This is a genomic window from Haematospirillum sp. 15-248 (assembly GCF_012102665.1).
GTDB lineage: Bacteria > Pseudomonadota > Alphaproteobacteria > Rhodospirillales > Rhodospirillaceae > Haematospirillum.
In genome coordinates this window covers 75,508-92,535 of record NZ_JAAVTF010000010.1, presented here as the reverse complement: position 1 = coordinate 92,535, position 17,028 = coordinate 75,508, and the positions used below count along the sequence as shown (strand labels likewise).

Genomic DNA, 17,028 nt, shown 5'->3' with positions numbered 1-17,028 from the left:
CCGTGGCCTTCTTGGCTACAGCCTTGCGGGCTGTCGTCGCCTTCTTCGCCGTGGCCTTCTTGGCTACAGCCTTGCGGGCTGTCGTCGCCTTCTTCGCCGTGGCCTTCTTGGCTACAGCCTTGCGGGCCGTCGTCGCCTTCTTCGCCGTGGCCTTCTTGGCAGCGGTTTTCTTGGTTGCAGCTTTTTTAGCCGTTGTTGAAGTGGCTGCTTTCTTGGCCGTAGTCGCCTTCTTGGTCGCAGACTTCGTCACAGACTTGGCAGAGGACGTCGCCTTCTTGGCTGTCGTCTTTTTCTTGGGAGCGGCCTTTTTCTTCACAGGCTTGGCCGCAGTCGACGTAGAAGAAGACGAAGCGCTACCTGAAGCCGAAGACTTGGCCGGCGTCCCGACAGGACGGGACAGCGGCGTGGTCGGGCGTGTCAAAGATGAAGACAAGGAGCCCACAGGACGCACCAAAGGCGAAAACGGCCGACCAAGGGGCGGCGTTGGCTTCAGGCCGGAGGCTGCTCCAACGGAAGGAGCAAAAGCAAGGGGAGCCTTGGGAATGGGCATAGAGGACGGGCGAGGAGAAGCCTTGCGCGCCCCCTTGCGCGATGACGCCTTTCGAGAGGCGGGGGAAGACGGTTTGCTGGTGGTCATGATACTTTTGCTCCTCACGGGAATAGCCGATGACAAAAACTGAGAACGGCCATGTCACTTGTCCCAAGCAGGGCTGACATGGAACACCCCCGGAACGTCATCTGCTTTTCCGACTGCACGCCCCTGGCAGACCTTCCACCAGAGATCAGCAACACAGACAAAGACTCCCGGGCCACTACGGTGCCAAAACGCAGCAGGCGCCCTCGTTATCAGGTTATTTTCACAACCGGGTCAACAACCCCTCCCCCATGCTTGTCCACACAGAATATCGGCAGCAGACAAATCTTCCCCCCACCTGTGTGGACACTGCCTCTGCTTTTTCTTATTGTACGGGTGGAACTGTCTTGTCATTCCGGCCCGAACATCCTGAACAACATGGGGATATCCAGTGTACGCAGCCCGCACCTTCCTGGACATGAAACGGCTTGTACGGGTAATGGCGCCTGCCTTGGTCCTTTTGGTCATGGTATCGGGGCATTCCGGAAATGCGTCTGCACGGACGTATGCATCAATCGTTGTTGATGCCGATACGGGCAGAGTCATCCATGAAACCAACGCGGATGCCCGTATTTACCCCGCATCTCTCACCAAGATGATGTCCTTGTATCTTCTTTTTGAATCCATTGAGAAAAAGAAGATCAGACTCAGCGACAGCATGAAAGCATCCCAGCGGGCAGTGCGCCAACCTCCCAGCAAGCTGGGCCTGAGAGTCGGGCAAAGCATTGCCGTGGAATCCGCCATAAAAGCGCTTGTGGTCAAGTCAGCCAACGATGTTGCTGTTGTGGTCGCGGAACACCTGGGCCGCACAGAAAGCGGATTCGCCGCCATGATGACCAAAAAAGCAAAAGCACTGGGCATGACCGGAACTGTGTTCCGCAATGCTTCTGGCCTGCCTCATAGAGGACAGTTTTCTACGGCACGGGATCTGATGAAGCTCTCTGTCGCGCTAAAGCGTGACTTTCCGTCCTACTATAAATATTTCTCGGTGCAGAGCTTTGACTATGCTGGAGCCACGCTGGAAACCCACAACCGGGTCCTGAAGAATTATGATGGCGCCGATGGTCTGAAAACAGGCTATATCAATGCATCGGGTTTTAATGTTGCAACCTCTGCACGTCGTGGGCACATATCTTTGGTCGGCGTTGTAATTGGCGGCCGAACCGCTATGGCGCGGGATCGCCATATGATGGACCTGCTGGACAAAAGCTTTCTTTCAGCCGGAGTCATGGCGCCGCACGCGTACCAAAGAGCTCAGGCTGATGGCAAGCATGCCGACGAATACAGGGTATCTGCACAGAGCCAAACTGTCCCGGCATCCTATAAAAAAGGGCAAGCTGGCGAGAATCGCCAGAACAAGCGGAAAGACATAGCAAGCCAACGTGCAGCGGGGGAAACTTGGGGCATACAGGTCGGTGCTTTCAAGGGTATGGAAAGCGCTGACAAGGAAGCCAAGAGAGCGGCCTCTGCCCTGAAAAGGGGGAGCGGTGGCATTCCCTTGGTTGTTCCAGCCTCGTCTGCAGGATCAAAGAATCCGCTATACCGAGCCAGGCTTATCGGCTTTGATACGGAACGCCACGCCCGCAATGCCTGCAATGCCCTGAAAAAGAAGGCGTTCCGCTGTGCTGTTGTCAGCCCGGGGCCTGTTGAAGTCGCCATGACCCCCTGAATCCGACTCCAAAACTCAGGTCACGAGGGACGGTTTGCCACGCCCTGTACGCGCGTGGATCCCAGTCAAAATCTCCACGGCATGCATCAGAGGCATCAACGTGATGCCCGTTTCTTGACTGTGATATACAGGGTCAGGTTCAAAACGCTCCAGATAAACACGCAGCGTGGAGCCTCCAGTCCCGGTCCCGGATAAACGAAGGGCAGCGCGAGCCCCCCCGGAAAAAATGATTCGAATCCCCTGTCTGGAAAAAACCGTTCCATCCACAGGGTCTGTATAGGAAAAATCATCGGCCGCCTGCACCGTCATATCTCCCACGGTACGACCGGGTAAATCGGGCAGAGTCGTGCGCACATCATGCAAAAGAGAATCGGCGCATGCAGAATCGATGTCCTCGTAATCATGGCGTGCATAGAATGTGCGCCCGAATCGTTTCCAGTGCTCCTGCACCAAGGATCTAACCCCCTGACCATGACGAGCCAAGATATTCAGCCACATCAGGACAGCCCATAAACCATCCTTTTCCCGCACATGCCAAGACCCCGTACCAAAGCTTTCCTCCCCGCACAGGCTGACCTTTCCGGCATCAAGAAGAGAGCCAAAAAATTTCCAGCCCGTTGGAGTCTCGAAGCAGGGAATTCCCAACACCTGCGCTACCCGGTCAACTGCGGTTGACGTTGGCATAGAGCGTGCCACCCCGACGATTCCACCCGCATATCCCGGACACACGGTCGCATGCTCAAGCAACACAGCCAGACTGTCGGAAGGAGTGACGAAGAACCTAGGCCCCATAATCATGTTGCGGTCGCCATCGCCATCAGACGCTGCCCCGAAATCAGGTGCATCTGGCGCAGACATGCGCTCTACAAGGTCACGGGCATATACAAGATTGGGATCAGGATGCCCCCCGCCAAAATCTTCACGGGGGATTCCATTCATTACACTACCCTTTGCCGCCCCCAGACGATTCTCGAATATTTCAACGGCATAAGGACCTGTCACGGCGTGCATGGCATCAAAACACATACGAAACCCGGCTGCGAACAGAGAGCGAATCGCATCAAAGTCAAACAGGGTTTCCATCAAGCGGGCATAATCCGATACGGGATCAATAACCCGGATTGTCGTACCACCGATTCGAACCGTATTACATTTTTCAAGATCAAGGTCCGGTATATCAGCAATACGATACTGACGAATCGTTTTTGTTGCCTGAAAAACAGCATCGGTCAAAATCTCCGGCGCCGGGGCACCCGAGGCGATGTTGTACTTGATCCCAAAATCACCATCGGGCCCGCCGGGGTTATGGCTGGCCGAAAGAATTAGCCCACCCAAGGCACCGGAAGAACGGATGACACAGGACACGGCCGGAGTCGACAGCAACCCACCCTGACCAACCAGGACACAGCCAAACCCGGCTGCAACTGCCATCTTCAGAATCGTCTGAACGGCATGGCGGTTGTGCCAACGACCATCACCCCCAACAACAAGCGTCCCTCCGGCCGGCCCCTCCAGACAGTCAAAAACGCACTGCACAAAGTTTTCCAGATAATGCAGCTGCCGGAAAACCCGCACAGGCTCCCGAAGCCCGGACGTACCAGGCTTCTGATCAGGGAAAGGCGTTGTACATACTGTCCGGATGACCGGAGCCATGATCCCCCCAACAGCCGCAACGGGTACCACTACGGCCTATCCACCTGTGGACGGCCAACACTCTGGTAACGGAAACCAGCCGCACGCATGTCATGCGGATTATAAACGTTACGCAGATCAATCATGGCAGGTTCCTTCAGCAACTCACGCATTTTCGGGATACTGAGATTCCTGAACTGGTTCCATTCCGTCAGAATAACGACGGCATCCGCCCCCTGCATAGCAGCGTAGGCATCGTCACAACACACCATACCAGGAATAAGCTGGCCGGCCTCGCGCATGCCTTCCGGGTCATAAGCACGAATTGCAGCACCAGCTTCCATCAGGGCCGGAACAATATCAAGGGCAGGAGCATCGCGCATGTCATCGGTATTGGGCTTGAAGGTCAAACCAAGAACGGCAAGCGTCTTGCCCTGAACAGACCCACCAACAAACGCAATGATGCGGTCGGCCATCTGCCTTTTGCGCCGGGCATTCACATCAACGACGGTCTCGATAATACGCAGTGGCGCACCAGTGTCCCGGGCTGTCTGAACCAAGGCCATGGTATCCTTGGGGAAGCACGATCCCCCATACCCGGGACCAGGATGCAGGAACTTCTTGCCAATACGCCCATCAAGCCCGATGCCGCGGGCCACATCATGGACATTGGCACCAACCTTTTCACAGAGATCCGCGATTTCGTTGATAAAGGTAATCTTCATCGCCAGAAACGTATTGGCTGCATACTTGGTCAGCTCACTGGATTCAAGCCCCGTAAACAGGATGGGTGTCTCGATCAGATGCAAGGGGCGATATAACTGACGCATGACATCACGGGCGCGGTCACTTTCAACACCAATGACTACCCGGTCAGGACGCATGAAGTCCTCAATCGCCGATCCTTCACGCAGGAATTCGGGATTGGAAACAACATCAAAGTCTGCATCAGGGCATGCTTCGCGAATGATACGCGCCACTTCCCGCCCGGTACCCACCGGAACCGTCGACTTCGTCACAACCACGGTATAGCCGCTGATAGCCCCCGCAATTTCACGCGCAGCGGCATATACATAAGACAGGTCCGCATGGCCACCGCCACGACGGGTCGGCGTTCCAACCGCAATAAAGACCGCATCCACACCCTTGACCGACTCAACCAGATCCGTGGAGAAAGACAGACGACCGGCGCGGACATTGCGCCCCACCATCTCGTCCAACCCGGGCTCGTAGATAGGAATTTCCCCACGACGAAGACGCTCTATCTTGGACTGGTCCTTGTCAACACAGATAACCTCTGTTCCAAACTCGGAAAAACAGGCGCCCGATACCAACCCCACATAACCGGTGCCAATCATGGCAATACGCATGGCAAACGTCCTTGGCAACATATGTGATGGTAAAACAAAAGAAACGTTCCAGAACCGGCACCATCACCCAACCGGACAGAAAACACTGCATAAACATTGGTCAAAGGACGTGGGCATAAGCCTTGATCACATTCCCCAAACGCTCTTTCATCCCTTCGCGGGCCAAGCCAAAGGCAATATTGGCTTCTATAAACCCAACCTTGTCACCGCAATCAAACCGGGTTCCCTCGAACCGGTAGCCGTGCAAGGGAACCTGACCCACCGTAGCCGCAATGGCATCTGTCAACTGGATCTCCCCCCCGCTGCCCCGGGGTGTTTGCTCCAGAGTCCGCATGACGACGGGATCGAGGATATACCGGCCAATAACAGCCAGCGTCGACGGTGCCTGCTCCGGCACAGGCTTCTCCACCATGCCACGCGCACGGGCCAACCGGCCGCTCTCGCTTTCAATATCCAGAATACCGTACCGGTCTGTCCGATCGCGCGGAACATCTTCCACAGCCAGAACATTACCCCCACCCACACTGTTCCAAGCTTCGATCAACTGGCCGATACAGGGGCGATCGCTCATGACCAGATCATCGGGCAAAATAACGGCAAAGGGCTCATCACCGACAAACGAACGGGCACACCATACGGCATGGCCCAGTCCCTGTGGCTCCTGCTGCCGTGTGGAAACAATGGTACCCGGCTGGGGCATACCCCCCATCAGCTCATCCAGATGCTCATTCTTGCCTCTCTCGCGCAGCAGAGCTTCCAGCTCGGGAGCGTGATCGAAGTGATCAACCAGAACAGCCTTTCCACGACCTGTCACGAACAGGCAGTACTCAATACCGGCTTTCCAAGCCTCTTCTACAGCATACTGTATCAGGGGCTTGTCAACGACGGGCAGCATTTCCTTGGCCACCAGCTTGGTCGCAGGCAGGAAGCGGGTCCCCAAGCCAGCAACGGGAAAAACAGCTTTACGTACACGACGGGTCATCAGAACCTCATCTGGACTATTATACTCCCATGCCCTGCGCAGGAAATCCGGGGTACAACACACAAATACGCCAATGGCTCACAGAAAGCCCCGACACGGGACCATCTTCTGCCATGACGGCAGAAACATGGCAACTGATCTTGGGGTATAATTCATCCCCGGCATCTGGAATACCTGCCATTTTCCCCCTTCAGCAGAACCTGACGGGCCTCATTCAGGCGTGCGGCCAAATAGGTACTCCCGCCCTGATCTGGATGGAGCTTTCGAATCAACCTTAGATAAGAAGACTGAACAGATTCCCTACTAGGATTGGCAGGTAAATCCAGAACCCGCAAAGCCTCTGCACGGTCCATGGGGCTTGAGCCTGACGAAGAGCTTTCCTGCTTTGGAACGCAATCAGGATCCAGCTCCACCAACAAAGATCGCAAAAACGAGAAAATCCAAGGGGCCACAAGCAGCAAACCAGCCAGAGCTACTACAAGCCGTCCACTGGCTGCCAGCAAAACACATATCAAGAGAGAGGATACGAGACATGCAATCCTGACGGATCTGGAACCACAGGGCCGAGCCGGACTCCTGATCATCCACCCACACGCTATCAGCAGAAACAGGCACGACAGGATCACTGGAACAAAAAGCACCATGAACTGCCCCCATCCATCACCCGGCAACAGCCATATGGGCCCTGCCAATCGCATCCAGAAGTGCGCGCAGTTCCTGTTTTGCGGCAACATGCGACATACTCATTTCCAGCGCAACACCATCCTTGTTCAGATCCAGCAGCGTCAAACCAGACAGAAACAGCTCGCGGTATATCACCCGCTCCCCCAAGCCACGAATACTGACAAAGCGCAAACGCTGCGACAATTCTTCGACCAAGCGCTCCATCTCGACCTTGTTACGTGCAGCAAGATGGGACAAGCGGTTACGCAGGACCACCCAGGCAATCTGCCCGCCATCACGGGCAGCGCGGCGCTTCTTGATCTCGAACACCATGGAAGAATAATGACTGAATCCCTTGATGGTCAGCGTCTCGGGATCGACCCGGGCCAGAACATCCAGATCGATGAAACTGTCATTGAGCGGCGTAATCAACGTATCGGCATAGGAATGGCCAGCCCGGGACAAATAGGTATCAGCGCCGGGCGTATCAATGATCACTGTGTCACAACGCGTCCGCAGATCATCAACAATCGCCTTCAGCTTAGCCTCATCCAAAGCCTGGTTTCCGCTCAACAGCAAAGGGTAATGCTCCGGCATCGGCAGAGAAACGGCGTGGCGGCATGCATAGGCACGACGATTTTCTATGTAGCGAGTTAGCGTCGCCTGGCGGGCATCAAGATCAATGGTCCCGACCCTTAGCCCACCGCGGAGCAAACTGACGATCAGGTGCATGGAGACTGTTGATTTACCCGACCCCCCCTTCTCGTTACCAACGACGATAATATGAGCCGAGGACTGGACCATGCGCTATCCCGATTGATTTCAGGACCACCCATCACTGTGGTACCCGATACGATTTTCCCGACGGCACACGACTTGCTTCCTGAATTCAATCAAGGGACAAACCAGAAGGCCGCACTGTGGCAGGACTTTACAGCCGTCTTCCGGATGGCGCAATGCTCCTGCCAAGCTTGCCCAAATGAACATCGTCTTGATATAACGCGCACACATAATAAACCTTTTGTAAGAAAAACGCGCTGGAGATGCAGATTTCATGGCCATTACCTTGGAGGCACGCCACTCCTCGGTCACCCGCGAACCATTGGAAATAGGCCGTTTTCTCGACCAGCTTGAAAGGCGCATCCATTTTCTGTCTGACATAGCCGAGAATGTTTGCCGACGCGCCCAGTCTCCGGGAACCGAGGTCCTGCGCTTTACAGAGTACACGCGCTGCCGGGATCGGGCGTCGGAATGCTGGGCTTTTGCCATCATCATCGATCGCAGGCTGCAGGATTATGACGGCCTGGACAGAGGCAAACTTCTTGAGCGATTCAACCGCTTGTCTGTTGATATATGGGCTATTCTTCTTCGGGCATCCCTGACCTTTCTGACCGCTCTTTCCAATGAGCCTCATCTTCCCCTGGGATCACGGGACATTTTCCTGCGGGAAATTCGCACCCTTCACGACACCCACCGCCTGCTCTCAAAACCCCGTTATGCCAAACTACTTGACGAGGCAGCTCACAAGAGCCGCAGAAAAGCCTCAAAAATCCTGAACGAAATCATCGCACGCGCCCCTTCCCTGCTCGACTTTGGGGTCTGAAGTCCGGCGCAAAAGACAAGAGACGAACAGACAAACATTCCTTCAGGACAATATGCAACGTAGACGGACTCTTCATGCGGTGTAACATAGCACCAGAGAAGAAAACCGTGGCTCTGACCCGGGCATACAGCATCCCCGTAAAGGAAAGCCTTATGCATAATAGCCTGTACCGGTCTCTGGCAATTCTGGCAGCCCTTCTGGCAGGAACTGGCATCAACACGCCGGCATCCCTTGCCCAGACAACACCCGTTCCCCCGGGCAGTATACGGGTTGATGGCCGTATCTTGGGCGAAAGCGCCCCCCCCGCACCCAACGAACCACCCCTGGTCATTCCTGATTTTCGGAATGCCATGCGTGACATGATCGTTTCACTGGGGGAATATGCCCATACACGCGACAGCCACTTTATCGTCTTGGTCCGCCAAGGCTTGGGCTTGTTGATGAAGAGCGAACGCGAAGCCAAGATCGAGCGCATGACCCTGGAACAGGATACCGGCCCGGTTCCACCGACGCCCGAGCCGGCCGGAACTTTCAACCGTCGCCTTGTCCAAAGTCTTGATGGCGTGGTTGTTGATGGTCAGTTCTGTACTGAAGAGCCAACAGCATCCCCGGGATTTATTGCAGCCCTGCATGATATTGGTCTGAACATCCTGACCATTGACCATTGCGGAACATCCGACGCAGCCGAGAAGGCCCTGCGGACCGCACAAACACAGCGTATTGTGGCCCATACAGATTCGGGAACAGGCCCCTTGGCCGGACCAGGGCCGATGGTGCTTGCCGGTAACAATCCACAGGGCGTCAACTCCTTGGCCCAAGCCACCAATGCACTGTTTGTTGAAGGCAATAGCAGTGAAGGCAGCAAAGAGCTGTGGCTGATTCGCCTACGGGACACAAACCATGATGTTCTGGTGATCGACCCGTTCTGGAGGGACCGCATCCCCCTGTCTGCAGCAGACGTTGCAAGCCTGCGACTGAAACAGACCGGGTTCAGGCGCCTTGTTCTGGCCCGCCTGCACCTCAGCCAGGCTGCCGATACCCGTTACTACTGGAACAATGACTGGAAGATCAACGATCCCAAATGGCTGACCGGACCCGTCCCGGGGAAACCCGGGACTTATGTAGTCGCCTATTGGGAAAAAGAATGGCGCGAGCTTGTCGGAAAAATGTTTAACGGGATGATGGACCTGGGGTTTGACGGCATTGTGCTGGAAGGTGCCGATGCCTATGCCCCCATGGAAAGTAAAATATTCATCAAGTGAACAGGAAGGTTTCTGGCCTCAGGAGTTGGGAAGACAGCACGCTTTCATACGCAGATCCCCTGCTTGGCCCAGCGCTTGGTCATACTCCTTGGACAAGCGCGCAACCAGCTCGGAAACAGTCGGAATATCCTGAATACAGGATACACCCTGCCCAGCAGACCACACAGTTTTCCATGCCTTTACTTCACTGCCAATATCCTTGAGGCCCGCACCATGGTCTACTGGCAGACGATCCGGATCAAGACCGGCTGCGACCAAAGATGGACGCATAAAATTAGCAGGAATACCGGAAATGGCTGGCGTATAGACAATATCTTCCGCAGCAGAATCAACGACCATATCCTTGTAGGATGGTTCAACAGCACATTCGTGGGTGGCAATAAAGCGGGTTCCCATATAAGCAAGATCAGCCCCCAGAAGACGCGCTGCGGCAATCTGCTCGCCGGTCGAAAGTGCACCGGCAAGAAGAAGGGTCCCGGTAAAAAACTGGCGTACTTCCCACAGCAAGGCAAAAGGATTGATAGTTCCGGCATGCCCCCCCGCACCCGCTGCTACCAGAATCAATCCATCAACACCCGATTCAGCCGCCTTTCTGGCGTGGCGCACCGTTGTGACATCGTGAAAAACAACGCCACCATAAGCGTGCACTTTATCAATCACATCCCTTACAGCCCCCAAGGATGTAATCACAACCGGCACCCGATGGCGGATAACCATTTCAAGATCAGCCTGCAGACGGGGGTTGGTGCGGTGGACTATCAGGTTAACGCCAAAGGGAGCTTCTGCAGCCCCCAGCGAAGAGTTCAGCGTCTCGAGCCAGCTGGCAAAACCCTCTGTCGTACGCTGGTTCAGGGCTGGAAAAGTCCCCACAATACCGGCACGGCAACAGGCAAGAACCAGATCCGGGCCTGATGCCAGAAACATGGGAGCAGCCACAACAGGCAACTGCAAACGTCCTTGCAAAAGATCTGGCAGCGGCATGATCCCTTCCCCCTGATAGTCCTGCATCACCGGATAGCAAGGCTACACGTCTCCCCAAATACAAGCCAGCCCTGTTATGCAGGACAAGATCAATGTCAGTAAAAACAGAAGGTAAGACTTGCCTTTCCAGAACCCGGTCCACAGGGTGTTGAAATTCAGTTAGGGGCAAGGCTGTTGCACACCACTGCCTAGTTTTTCAATACCCTGTTCGTTACATCACTGCTTTCAGAAAAATTCGTCCAGCATCAGATGAAATTGCAGTTTCCGCCAGTCTGGGTTGGGAATGCCATACTGCTGAAAAAGTCTCTCCTGCAATGAAGGCGAAAACTTCCCAAGACCCCTCCAGAGTATAGAAAGGTCTTGGTAGCGATCAGCAATACCAACCTGCCCAACATCAATACAGCCGATCACTCTACCCTCACAAACAAGAAGATTATCAAGTGAAAAATCGCCATGTGTAACAACGAGTTCAGGTGAGAACGGCAAAAGGGTATGCATTTCTTCCCAGACCTGCTCGACTGCCCAGCCTTGTCGCTCCTCATCAAAGTCATCGGCATCGACCAAACCAGCGTTGATTCGTTGCTGTGCCAGAGCAAGCCGAAAGATGTGACCACTGTTAAAGGGGCAACTACTCACAGGAACAGCATGAAGCCTGCGCAGAAATTCTGCCAGTGCATCAACAAGATCGATACGTGCATCAGGATATGCCTCCAACATCTGGTAAACAGTTCTTCCGGGCATTGCTGTCGTCAGCAGCCACGCCTCATCAGCGGTACGGGTAAAATGTGCAATCGCTGGAAGAGGCATGTAAGCAGCCAACCAGCTCAGTCTAACCATTTCGCTTGCAATATCGTCCGCAACCGTACTTTTACCATATTTCAGGTATAGTTCAGGGGCATGTGTTTTACCGTACAGGTGATAGATGGCCGCGCCAGACTGACCAACGTTATCCCGCGCCCAATTGTATCCTTCTAATTCCTCACGCAGGACTGAAGGCAACCGAGCAGCTGAACAAACCTCTTCCCGTTGAGTATACCCCACAAAATGCTCCTGAAAGATCTCGCACAGTTAATGTGCAATTAAATATAAAATGATAATGTCATGTCAGGCTAAATAACAAAAAAACCTCGATCTGCCGCATAATAAGAGCCCCGACACAAGGCCGGGGCTGGATTACAACAACAGTGAGGAATGACCGGTTACCCACCCTTCAGGGTTTTGGTCAAGGTTGCTTCCAGACCGCTGATCATATTCTCACCTGCACGACCGCCATCACCTTGCATGCGCCCTGAAATCACCAGACGCAAGGCATCGACGTGAACCTTGATCACAGCGAGATAACTGGAACGCCAGTCATTCTCCAGCTTCTCTATCAAACGACACAGCATGTTTCCAATGACGGTTACCAAACCATACCCGAAACTTCCCCCCTGCCCTTTCATGTCATGAGCCAGCGAGAAAAGCTCGCGCAGGACGGGCTTGGCTTCGGCCGGTGGCGTTTTTTCCAGACGCTCATAGAGATCCTGCAAACGCTGCAGATCTTCCCCCGCCCAAGTAAGATAATCACCGGCCATAGACGTCATGACCTTCTCCGCACGATCCAGCATTTCCGGACTGACGCCCGAAGCAGAAACAGAAACCTTGTCCTTGATTTTGTGAGGTGGCTGAACAACCTCAACGCCCGTACGGGATAAAGCTGCGGCTTTGGCATCTGCCAGCTGGCGAAGCATCTCCTCCAGCTCTTCCGGGCTGACGGGAGGACGTTCCACCTCCTCCTCGCCAACGGATGATGCCTGGTTATTCTGCTTCTTTTCAGTCGTCACGCTCGGGCCTCCTGTTCCGAAAATTCGGTTACATGGGGCGATAATGGCAGAAAGTTTCTTATCCGCCCAGAAGAGCTTCAACCTCAGACTGGCTCAGGCCTCCATCCTCAACCTGATCCACAGCCTGCTTGATCGCTTCCTGGTTGACCTTGCGCCGCTCCGGTCCCTTCCAGTCAATCTGGCGGCGGCGCCGATCCGGGCCAAAGTAGAGACCCGCACGTACAAAGGGGCGCGGACGCTCGATAATCGACCGTATACGCGAATAAAGCCCCTTGGCCGAAATTGGCTTGGCCAAAAATTCGTGGATACCGGAATCACGGGCTTCAATCACCCGGTGCATTTCCGTATGCCCTGTCAGCATAATAATCGGGACAAACGGGTTTGGGCTGTCCTTGCCGGTCCGCACCAGACGCACAAAGTCCAGTCCGTCCAACGGGGACATATTCCAGTCGCAGATAATAACGTCGGCCGGAAAATGGCGCAATTCCTTGAAGGCATCGGCACCATCTGCGGCTTCGTGAACGTTCTTGGATCCAAGGGCATGCAGCAAGGTCTTGACCAACGCACGCATGTGCTTGTTGTCATCCACGACAAGGAAGTTGAGGCGATCCAGGTTATAACCGCTCATCCGCTACCCTTTCTGCCGCCTCGCCCCGCGTGGGGGATTCGGGGCTGCCATACTCCGGCGCCACCAGAAGATCCGGGCAGAATCAACCCTGGACCCACATAGTCTGGCCGATTATCAAAGAGACTGTATGTAAAGTCTATGTCATACCAACGGACCATGGCTGGCCAGACTACGCTTCACGGGCCAAATCCAGCCCAAAAAGCCCCCTGCACATCCGGCTCTCAGACACATAATCCGGCAACACGAGGAAACACAGGCCCATACCCCCCTTCAGGCCATAACACCCTGCTGTAGCAGGGATGCACTTGCACCCGACTCAAACATTATCCACAGAGCCCAAGGCCGCAAACAATCGCGACACAATAGCCCGGCACTGGTCAAGAAGAACACGCGCAGAGGCTAATGCCGAACGAGCGGCGTCATCATCAGACTGAAAATCAAGAAAAAAACGGTGAGCCAACAGAGTATAGACCGGCTTCATGTCACGCAAAACAGCGCGATCATCATCCGTCAAGGCATCCCGGATGGCTTGGGCTGCCGCTCCAGAAGCCAGAATGCCGGTCAATGCATCCAAATCACTGTGAAAGCTGGGCGAATCAAAATCATCATGCACGCCCACGCTGGTTACCAGCACCGATAAATCACGTGCCAGACACTGGGAATCCCGCGCGAGACCGGCAAAGACGCATAACGTGCTATTTTCCCACACATTGCCCTTCGACTCGGCTGCCATGCTACACCCCTTCTTGCCCGTAACGGAGGAAACGCACTCCATCAGATACCCAGACGTAACCCCACAGCAACAGACGCCACCGTACCATCTGTATCGGCCCTGTTTCCAGTCTATTGCCTCAACCGGCCGCACCACTTTAACCGGCCTCGTAGAAACAGGCGAGACAGAAGCACCAGCGCCTTAGCCATCGGATATGGAAACAACCGCCCCCCCGCGTCACGCCAAGCCCGCAACCCCCCGCCCAGATGACAGACGGAAGATACCCCCATCTCCACCAAAGTCTGGCACGCAAGAGCGGAACGCCATGCCGAGGCACAGTAAAGAACCAGCCTACGCCCCTCTCCAAAGACACTACGAAAGTACGGGCTGTCAGGATCAACCCAGAACTCCAACAATCCACGGGGCGCATGAAACGACCCCGGTATCACACCATCACGGGCCAGCTCACGGATATCACGGACATCAACAAACAAAACGCCCGGATCAGCGTGCAGAGCCAGTGCATCTGGCACGGAAACTGTCTCTATACGGGCATATGCCTCATCAAGAAGCTGACGAAATCCACGAGCCAGAACCATTTACCATCCCCCGCTTTGCAGCCACTCCTCCACCATCCACAAACGATCGGCCCCCCAAAACATTTCTCCGTCCACAACGGTCACAGGGGCACCAAAAATCTTGCGCCGGACAGCTTCGTTATTAATGTTCTTAAGTCGTTCCTTGATCATTGGCTCTTCCAGGGCTTCATCCAGAACAGCACGATCCAGCCCGATCTTTGATGCAGCATCCAGCGCCACATCCTTCTCGGCAATATTGTGACCACGGGAAAAGAAGGCATCAAAGACAGAACCAACAAAATCAGCTGTTTTTTCTGGTTTGTAGCCTTCAACCCAGTAAAAGATCCGGGCCGGGATCAATGTGGAAACCGGGAACGGATCCGGCCAGACAAAGTCCATTTCATAAAGACGAGCAAAGCGCGGAACATCGCGCCCCATGTATTCTTTCTTGAACGGATTATCCACGTTTGGCTTGGCCCCGGTTTCTTTGAACACTGCACCCAGAAGGAATGGCCGCCAAACAACAGAACGACCGTGTTCATCCGCAATTTCCTCGATCTGGGCTGATGCCAGATAGGCATAGGGACTGGAAAAATCAAACCAGAATTCAACAGGCTTTTTACTGGACATCACGCACTACACTCCTGAGCGATGGCCCGGGCGATGACCATACGCTGGACATCGCTGGTTCCTTCATAGATCTGGCAAACCCTGACATCCCTGTATATGCGCTCCACTTCGCAGTCCCGCATATACCCATACCCGCCAAACATTTGCAGCGCTGCTGAACATACACGCTCTGCCATCTCCGATGCAAAAAGCTTGGCCATGCTGGCTTCGGTCAAAGCAGAACGACCACTGTCACGACACGCGGCAGCCTCAGATACCATAAGACGGGCGGCAGCGATCTGCGTTTTCATGTCCGCCAAACGAAAAGCCAGCGCCTGATGCTCTATCAGGGGGCGACCAAAGGTTTCTCTTTGGCAAGCATAATCACGGGCTAATTCAAACGCCGCCCGAGCCATACCCACTGCCTGGGCTGCTATGCCGATACGGCCACCTTCCAGATTGGACAAGGCAATGCGATATCCATCCCCAAGCTGTCCCAACATCAAGGTACCGGGAAGACGTATGTTATCAAGAGCAATCTGGCAGGTATCAGAGGCATGCAGCCCCAGCTTTTCCTCGACCCTGAGCACCTGCCAGCCCGGCAGGGATGTGGGCACAATAAAAGCAGAGATTCCCTTCTTTCCCGCGTCGGGATCTGTCACGGCAAAAACAATGGCAACATCGGCATTGCGCCCTGACGTTACGAACATCTTGGAGCCATTCAGGACCCAGGCATCACCATCCGCAACCGCACGGGTCCTCAAGGCAGAGGCATCCGATCCAGCTTGAGGTTCGGTCAGACAAAAGGCGCCAAGCATCTGTCCCTGTGCCAAAGGACGAAGGAACGTGCTCTGCTGAGACTCAGTTCCGTAAAGAAGAAGTGGCATGCAAGCCACCGAGTTGTGCACACTCATAATCGTTGAGACAGCACCACAGCCGGCAGCAATTTCCTCAACCGCCAAGGCATACGACTGATAATCCATGCCGGCACCGCCCCATTCCGGAGGGACGAGCATCCCCATAAAACCAAGCTCGCCCATCCTGGCCAGAACAGAGCGGGGAACCGCATGCTCCCGGTCCCAACGGGCTGCATGCGGGCGAAGCTCCGCACAGGCAAAGGCGCGGGCCATGTCACGCACCATGGCCTGCTGATCATCAAAAGGCATCCCTGTTCCCCCCTGTTTATCCACCCCTGGCCACAGGCCTAGACCATCTGCACGAACGTGTCACTCTCTTGATCAAGTTGCCACAGGATGCCTTCACGCATGTCAAACCACCAGCCGTGCAGAGCAATCTTGCCTGCATTCTCGGCATCGCGGACAAACGGGAATGTCCTCAGGTTGGACAACGACCTGCGCAAGGAACTCTGGCTGACCGGATCAGGGTCATCATCCTCATGCCCGGCACAATCACCCATCAGCGAGATCCAGGGATTGATAAACGGGCGATCCATCTTCTGCCCCTGACGGGCGGCAACCAAGGCCCGCATACCACCACAGCCGGAGTGGGCCAGCACAATCACATCGGCAACCTTCAGGTCACGCACAGCATATTCTATTGCCGCCGAGGTGCCATGGTAGGCCCCATCCTGCTCACACGGGGGGACCAGGGCGGCCACGTTACGCACGACGAACAGCTCACCCGGCTCGGCATTGGTCAGGATAGCCGGATCAACACGGCTGTCGGAACAGGCAATCAGGAGCACCTCCGGCTGCTGGGCACCCTCGACAAGAGATACTGCCCTCTCCGGCCTTTGCTCGTAATAGGTCGAGCGAAAAGCCCGAAAGCCCGCTACCATCCTGTCAATCGTCCTGATTTTTTCCATTGTTCCTGTCATTTCATAAGCTCCTGTGTGTCACCCAGTTGCAACAGCACCCGGCCA

At 54.9% G+C, this 17,028-nt stretch carries 18 protein-coding genes; 4 read left to right on the top strand and 14 right to left on the bottom strand.

Features of this window, described 5'->3' with window-relative positions; all coding sequences use genetic code 11:
• Positions 1-680 (top strand): hypothetical protein (locus HEQ72_RS09350; RefSeq protein WP_209316230.1); only part of this gene is annotated, 680 nt, incomplete at its 5' end.
• 345 nt (positions 681-1,025) lie between these two features.
• The gene (locus HEQ72_RS09345) at positions 1,026-2,303 is read left to right on the top strand and encodes a D-alanyl-D-alanine carboxypeptidase (RefSeq protein ID WP_322099506.1); all 1,278 of its coding nucleotides are present in this window, start codon (positions 1,026-1,028) and stop codon (positions 2,301-2,303) included.
• A 15-nt stretch (positions 2,304-2,318) separates the two neighbouring features.
• Here the strand turns inward: HEQ72_RS09345 and HEQ72_RS09340 are convergent, their stop codons facing one another.
• From HEQ72_RS09340 to HEQ72_RS09320, 5 genes are all read right to left on the bottom strand, one after another.
• Entirely contained in the window at positions 2,319-3,986 is a 1,668-nt protein-coding gene (locus tag HEQ72_RS09340; protein ID WP_322099195.1) for an alpha-D-glucose phosphate-specific phosphoglucomutase, read from the bottom strand.
• The gene (locus tag HEQ72_RS09335) at positions 3,986-5,305 is read right to left on the bottom strand and encodes a UDP-glucose dehydrogenase family protein (RefSeq protein WP_168023187.1); all 1,320 of its coding nucleotides are present in this window, start codon (positions 5,303-5,305) and stop codon (positions 3,986-3,988) included. The genes HEQ72_RS09340 and HEQ72_RS09335 overlap by 1 nt, the downstream gene beginning before the upstream one ends.
• A gap of 100 nt (positions 5,306-5,405) precedes the next feature.
• The gene (locus HEQ72_RS09330) at positions 5,406-6,287 is read right to left on the bottom strand and encodes a UTP--glucose-1-phosphate uridylyltransferase (RefSeq protein WP_168019919.1); all 882 of its coding nucleotides are present in this window, start codon (positions 6,285-6,287) and stop codon (positions 5,406-5,408) included.
• A gap of 396 nt (positions 6,288-6,683) precedes the next feature.
• Entirely contained in the window at positions 6,684-6,944 is a 261-nt protein-coding gene (locus HEQ72_RS09325) for a hypothetical protein (RefSeq protein ID WP_168019921.1), read from the bottom strand.
• Positions 6,945-6,947: 3 nt separating this feature from the next.
• On the bottom strand, positions 6,948-7,754 hold the full coding sequence (locus HEQ72_RS09320; protein ID WP_066132100.1) for a division plane positioning ATPase MipZ: 807 nt from the start codon (positions 7,752-7,754) through the stop codon (positions 6,948-6,950).
• A gap of 250 nt (positions 7,755-8,004) precedes the next feature.
• Between HEQ72_RS09320 and HEQ72_RS09315 the strand changes: the two genes are divergently transcribed.
• Positions 8,005-8,553: a hypothetical protein gene (locus tag HEQ72_RS09315; protein ID WP_168023186.1), complete on the top strand. Its 549-nt coding sequence runs from the start codon at positions 8,005-8,007 to the stop codon at positions 8,551-8,553.
• Between the two features lie 152 nt (positions 8,554-8,705).
• Complete coding sequence (locus tag HEQ72_RS09310) at positions 8,706-9,815, top strand: hypothetical protein (RefSeq protein WP_168019924.1); 1,110 nt, start codon at positions 8,706-8,708, stop codon at positions 9,813-9,815.
• Between the two features lie 18 nt (positions 9,816-9,833).
• On the opposite strand, the gene HEQ72_RS09305 is transcribed toward HEQ72_RS09310, so the two are convergent.
• The 9 genes from HEQ72_RS09305 to HEQ72_RS09265 form a co-directional block, all read right to left on the bottom strand.
• Positions 9,834-10,796 carry an NAD(P)H-dependent flavin oxidoreductase gene (locus HEQ72_RS09305; RefSeq protein ID WP_168023185.1) on the bottom strand — a complete coding sequence of 321 codons (963 nt, stop codon included), beginning with the start codon at positions 10,794-10,796 and terminating at the stop codon, positions 9,834-9,836.
• 225 nt (positions 10,797-11,021) lie between these two features.
• Entirely contained in the window at positions 11,022-11,837 is an 816-nt protein-coding gene (locus tag HEQ72_RS09300; RefSeq protein WP_168023184.1) for an APH(3')-I family aminoglycoside O-phosphotransferase, read from the bottom strand.
• Between the two features lie 158 nt (positions 11,838-11,995).
• Positions 11,996-12,619 (bottom strand): phosphorelay protein, encoded by a 624-nt coding sequence (locus HEQ72_RS09295; protein ID WP_322099196.1) that lies wholly within the window; start codon positions 12,617-12,619, stop codon positions 11,996-11,998.
• Between the two features lie 58 nt (positions 12,620-12,677).
• Positions 12,678-13,247: a response regulator gene (locus HEQ72_RS09290; protein WP_066132118.1), complete on the bottom strand. Its 570-nt coding sequence runs from the start codon at positions 13,245-13,247 to the stop codon at positions 12,678-12,680.
• Between the two features lie 316 nt (positions 13,248-13,563).
• A complete protein-coding gene (locus HEQ72_RS09285) occupies positions 13,564-13,980 on the bottom strand; it encodes a hypothetical protein (protein ID WP_168023183.1) in 417 nt (138 codons plus the stop codon).
• A 110-nt stretch (positions 13,981-14,090) separates the two neighbouring features.
• A complete protein-coding gene (locus tag HEQ72_RS09280; RefSeq protein WP_168023182.1) occupies positions 14,091-14,558 on the bottom strand; it encodes a rhodanese-like domain-containing protein in 468 nt (155 codons plus the stop codon).
• The gene (locus HEQ72_RS09275; protein ID WP_168023181.1) at positions 14,559-15,167 is read right to left on the bottom strand and encodes a 2-hydroxychromene-2-carboxylate isomerase; all 609 of its coding nucleotides are present in this window, start codon (positions 15,165-15,167) and stop codon (positions 14,559-14,561) included.
• Positions 15,167-16,312 (bottom strand): acyl-CoA dehydrogenase family protein, encoded by a 1,146-nt coding sequence (locus tag HEQ72_RS09270; RefSeq protein ID WP_168019930.1) that lies wholly within the window; start codon positions 16,310-16,312, stop codon positions 15,167-15,169. The genes HEQ72_RS09275 and HEQ72_RS09270 overlap by 1 nt, the downstream gene beginning before the upstream one ends.
• Positions 16,313-16,350: 38 nt before the next feature.
• Positions 16,351-16,983: a carbonic anhydrase gene (locus HEQ72_RS09265; protein WP_168019931.1), complete on the bottom strand. Its 633-nt coding sequence runs from the start codon at positions 16,981-16,983 to the stop codon at positions 16,351-16,353.
• Positions 16,984-17,028 lie beyond the last annotated feature (45 nt).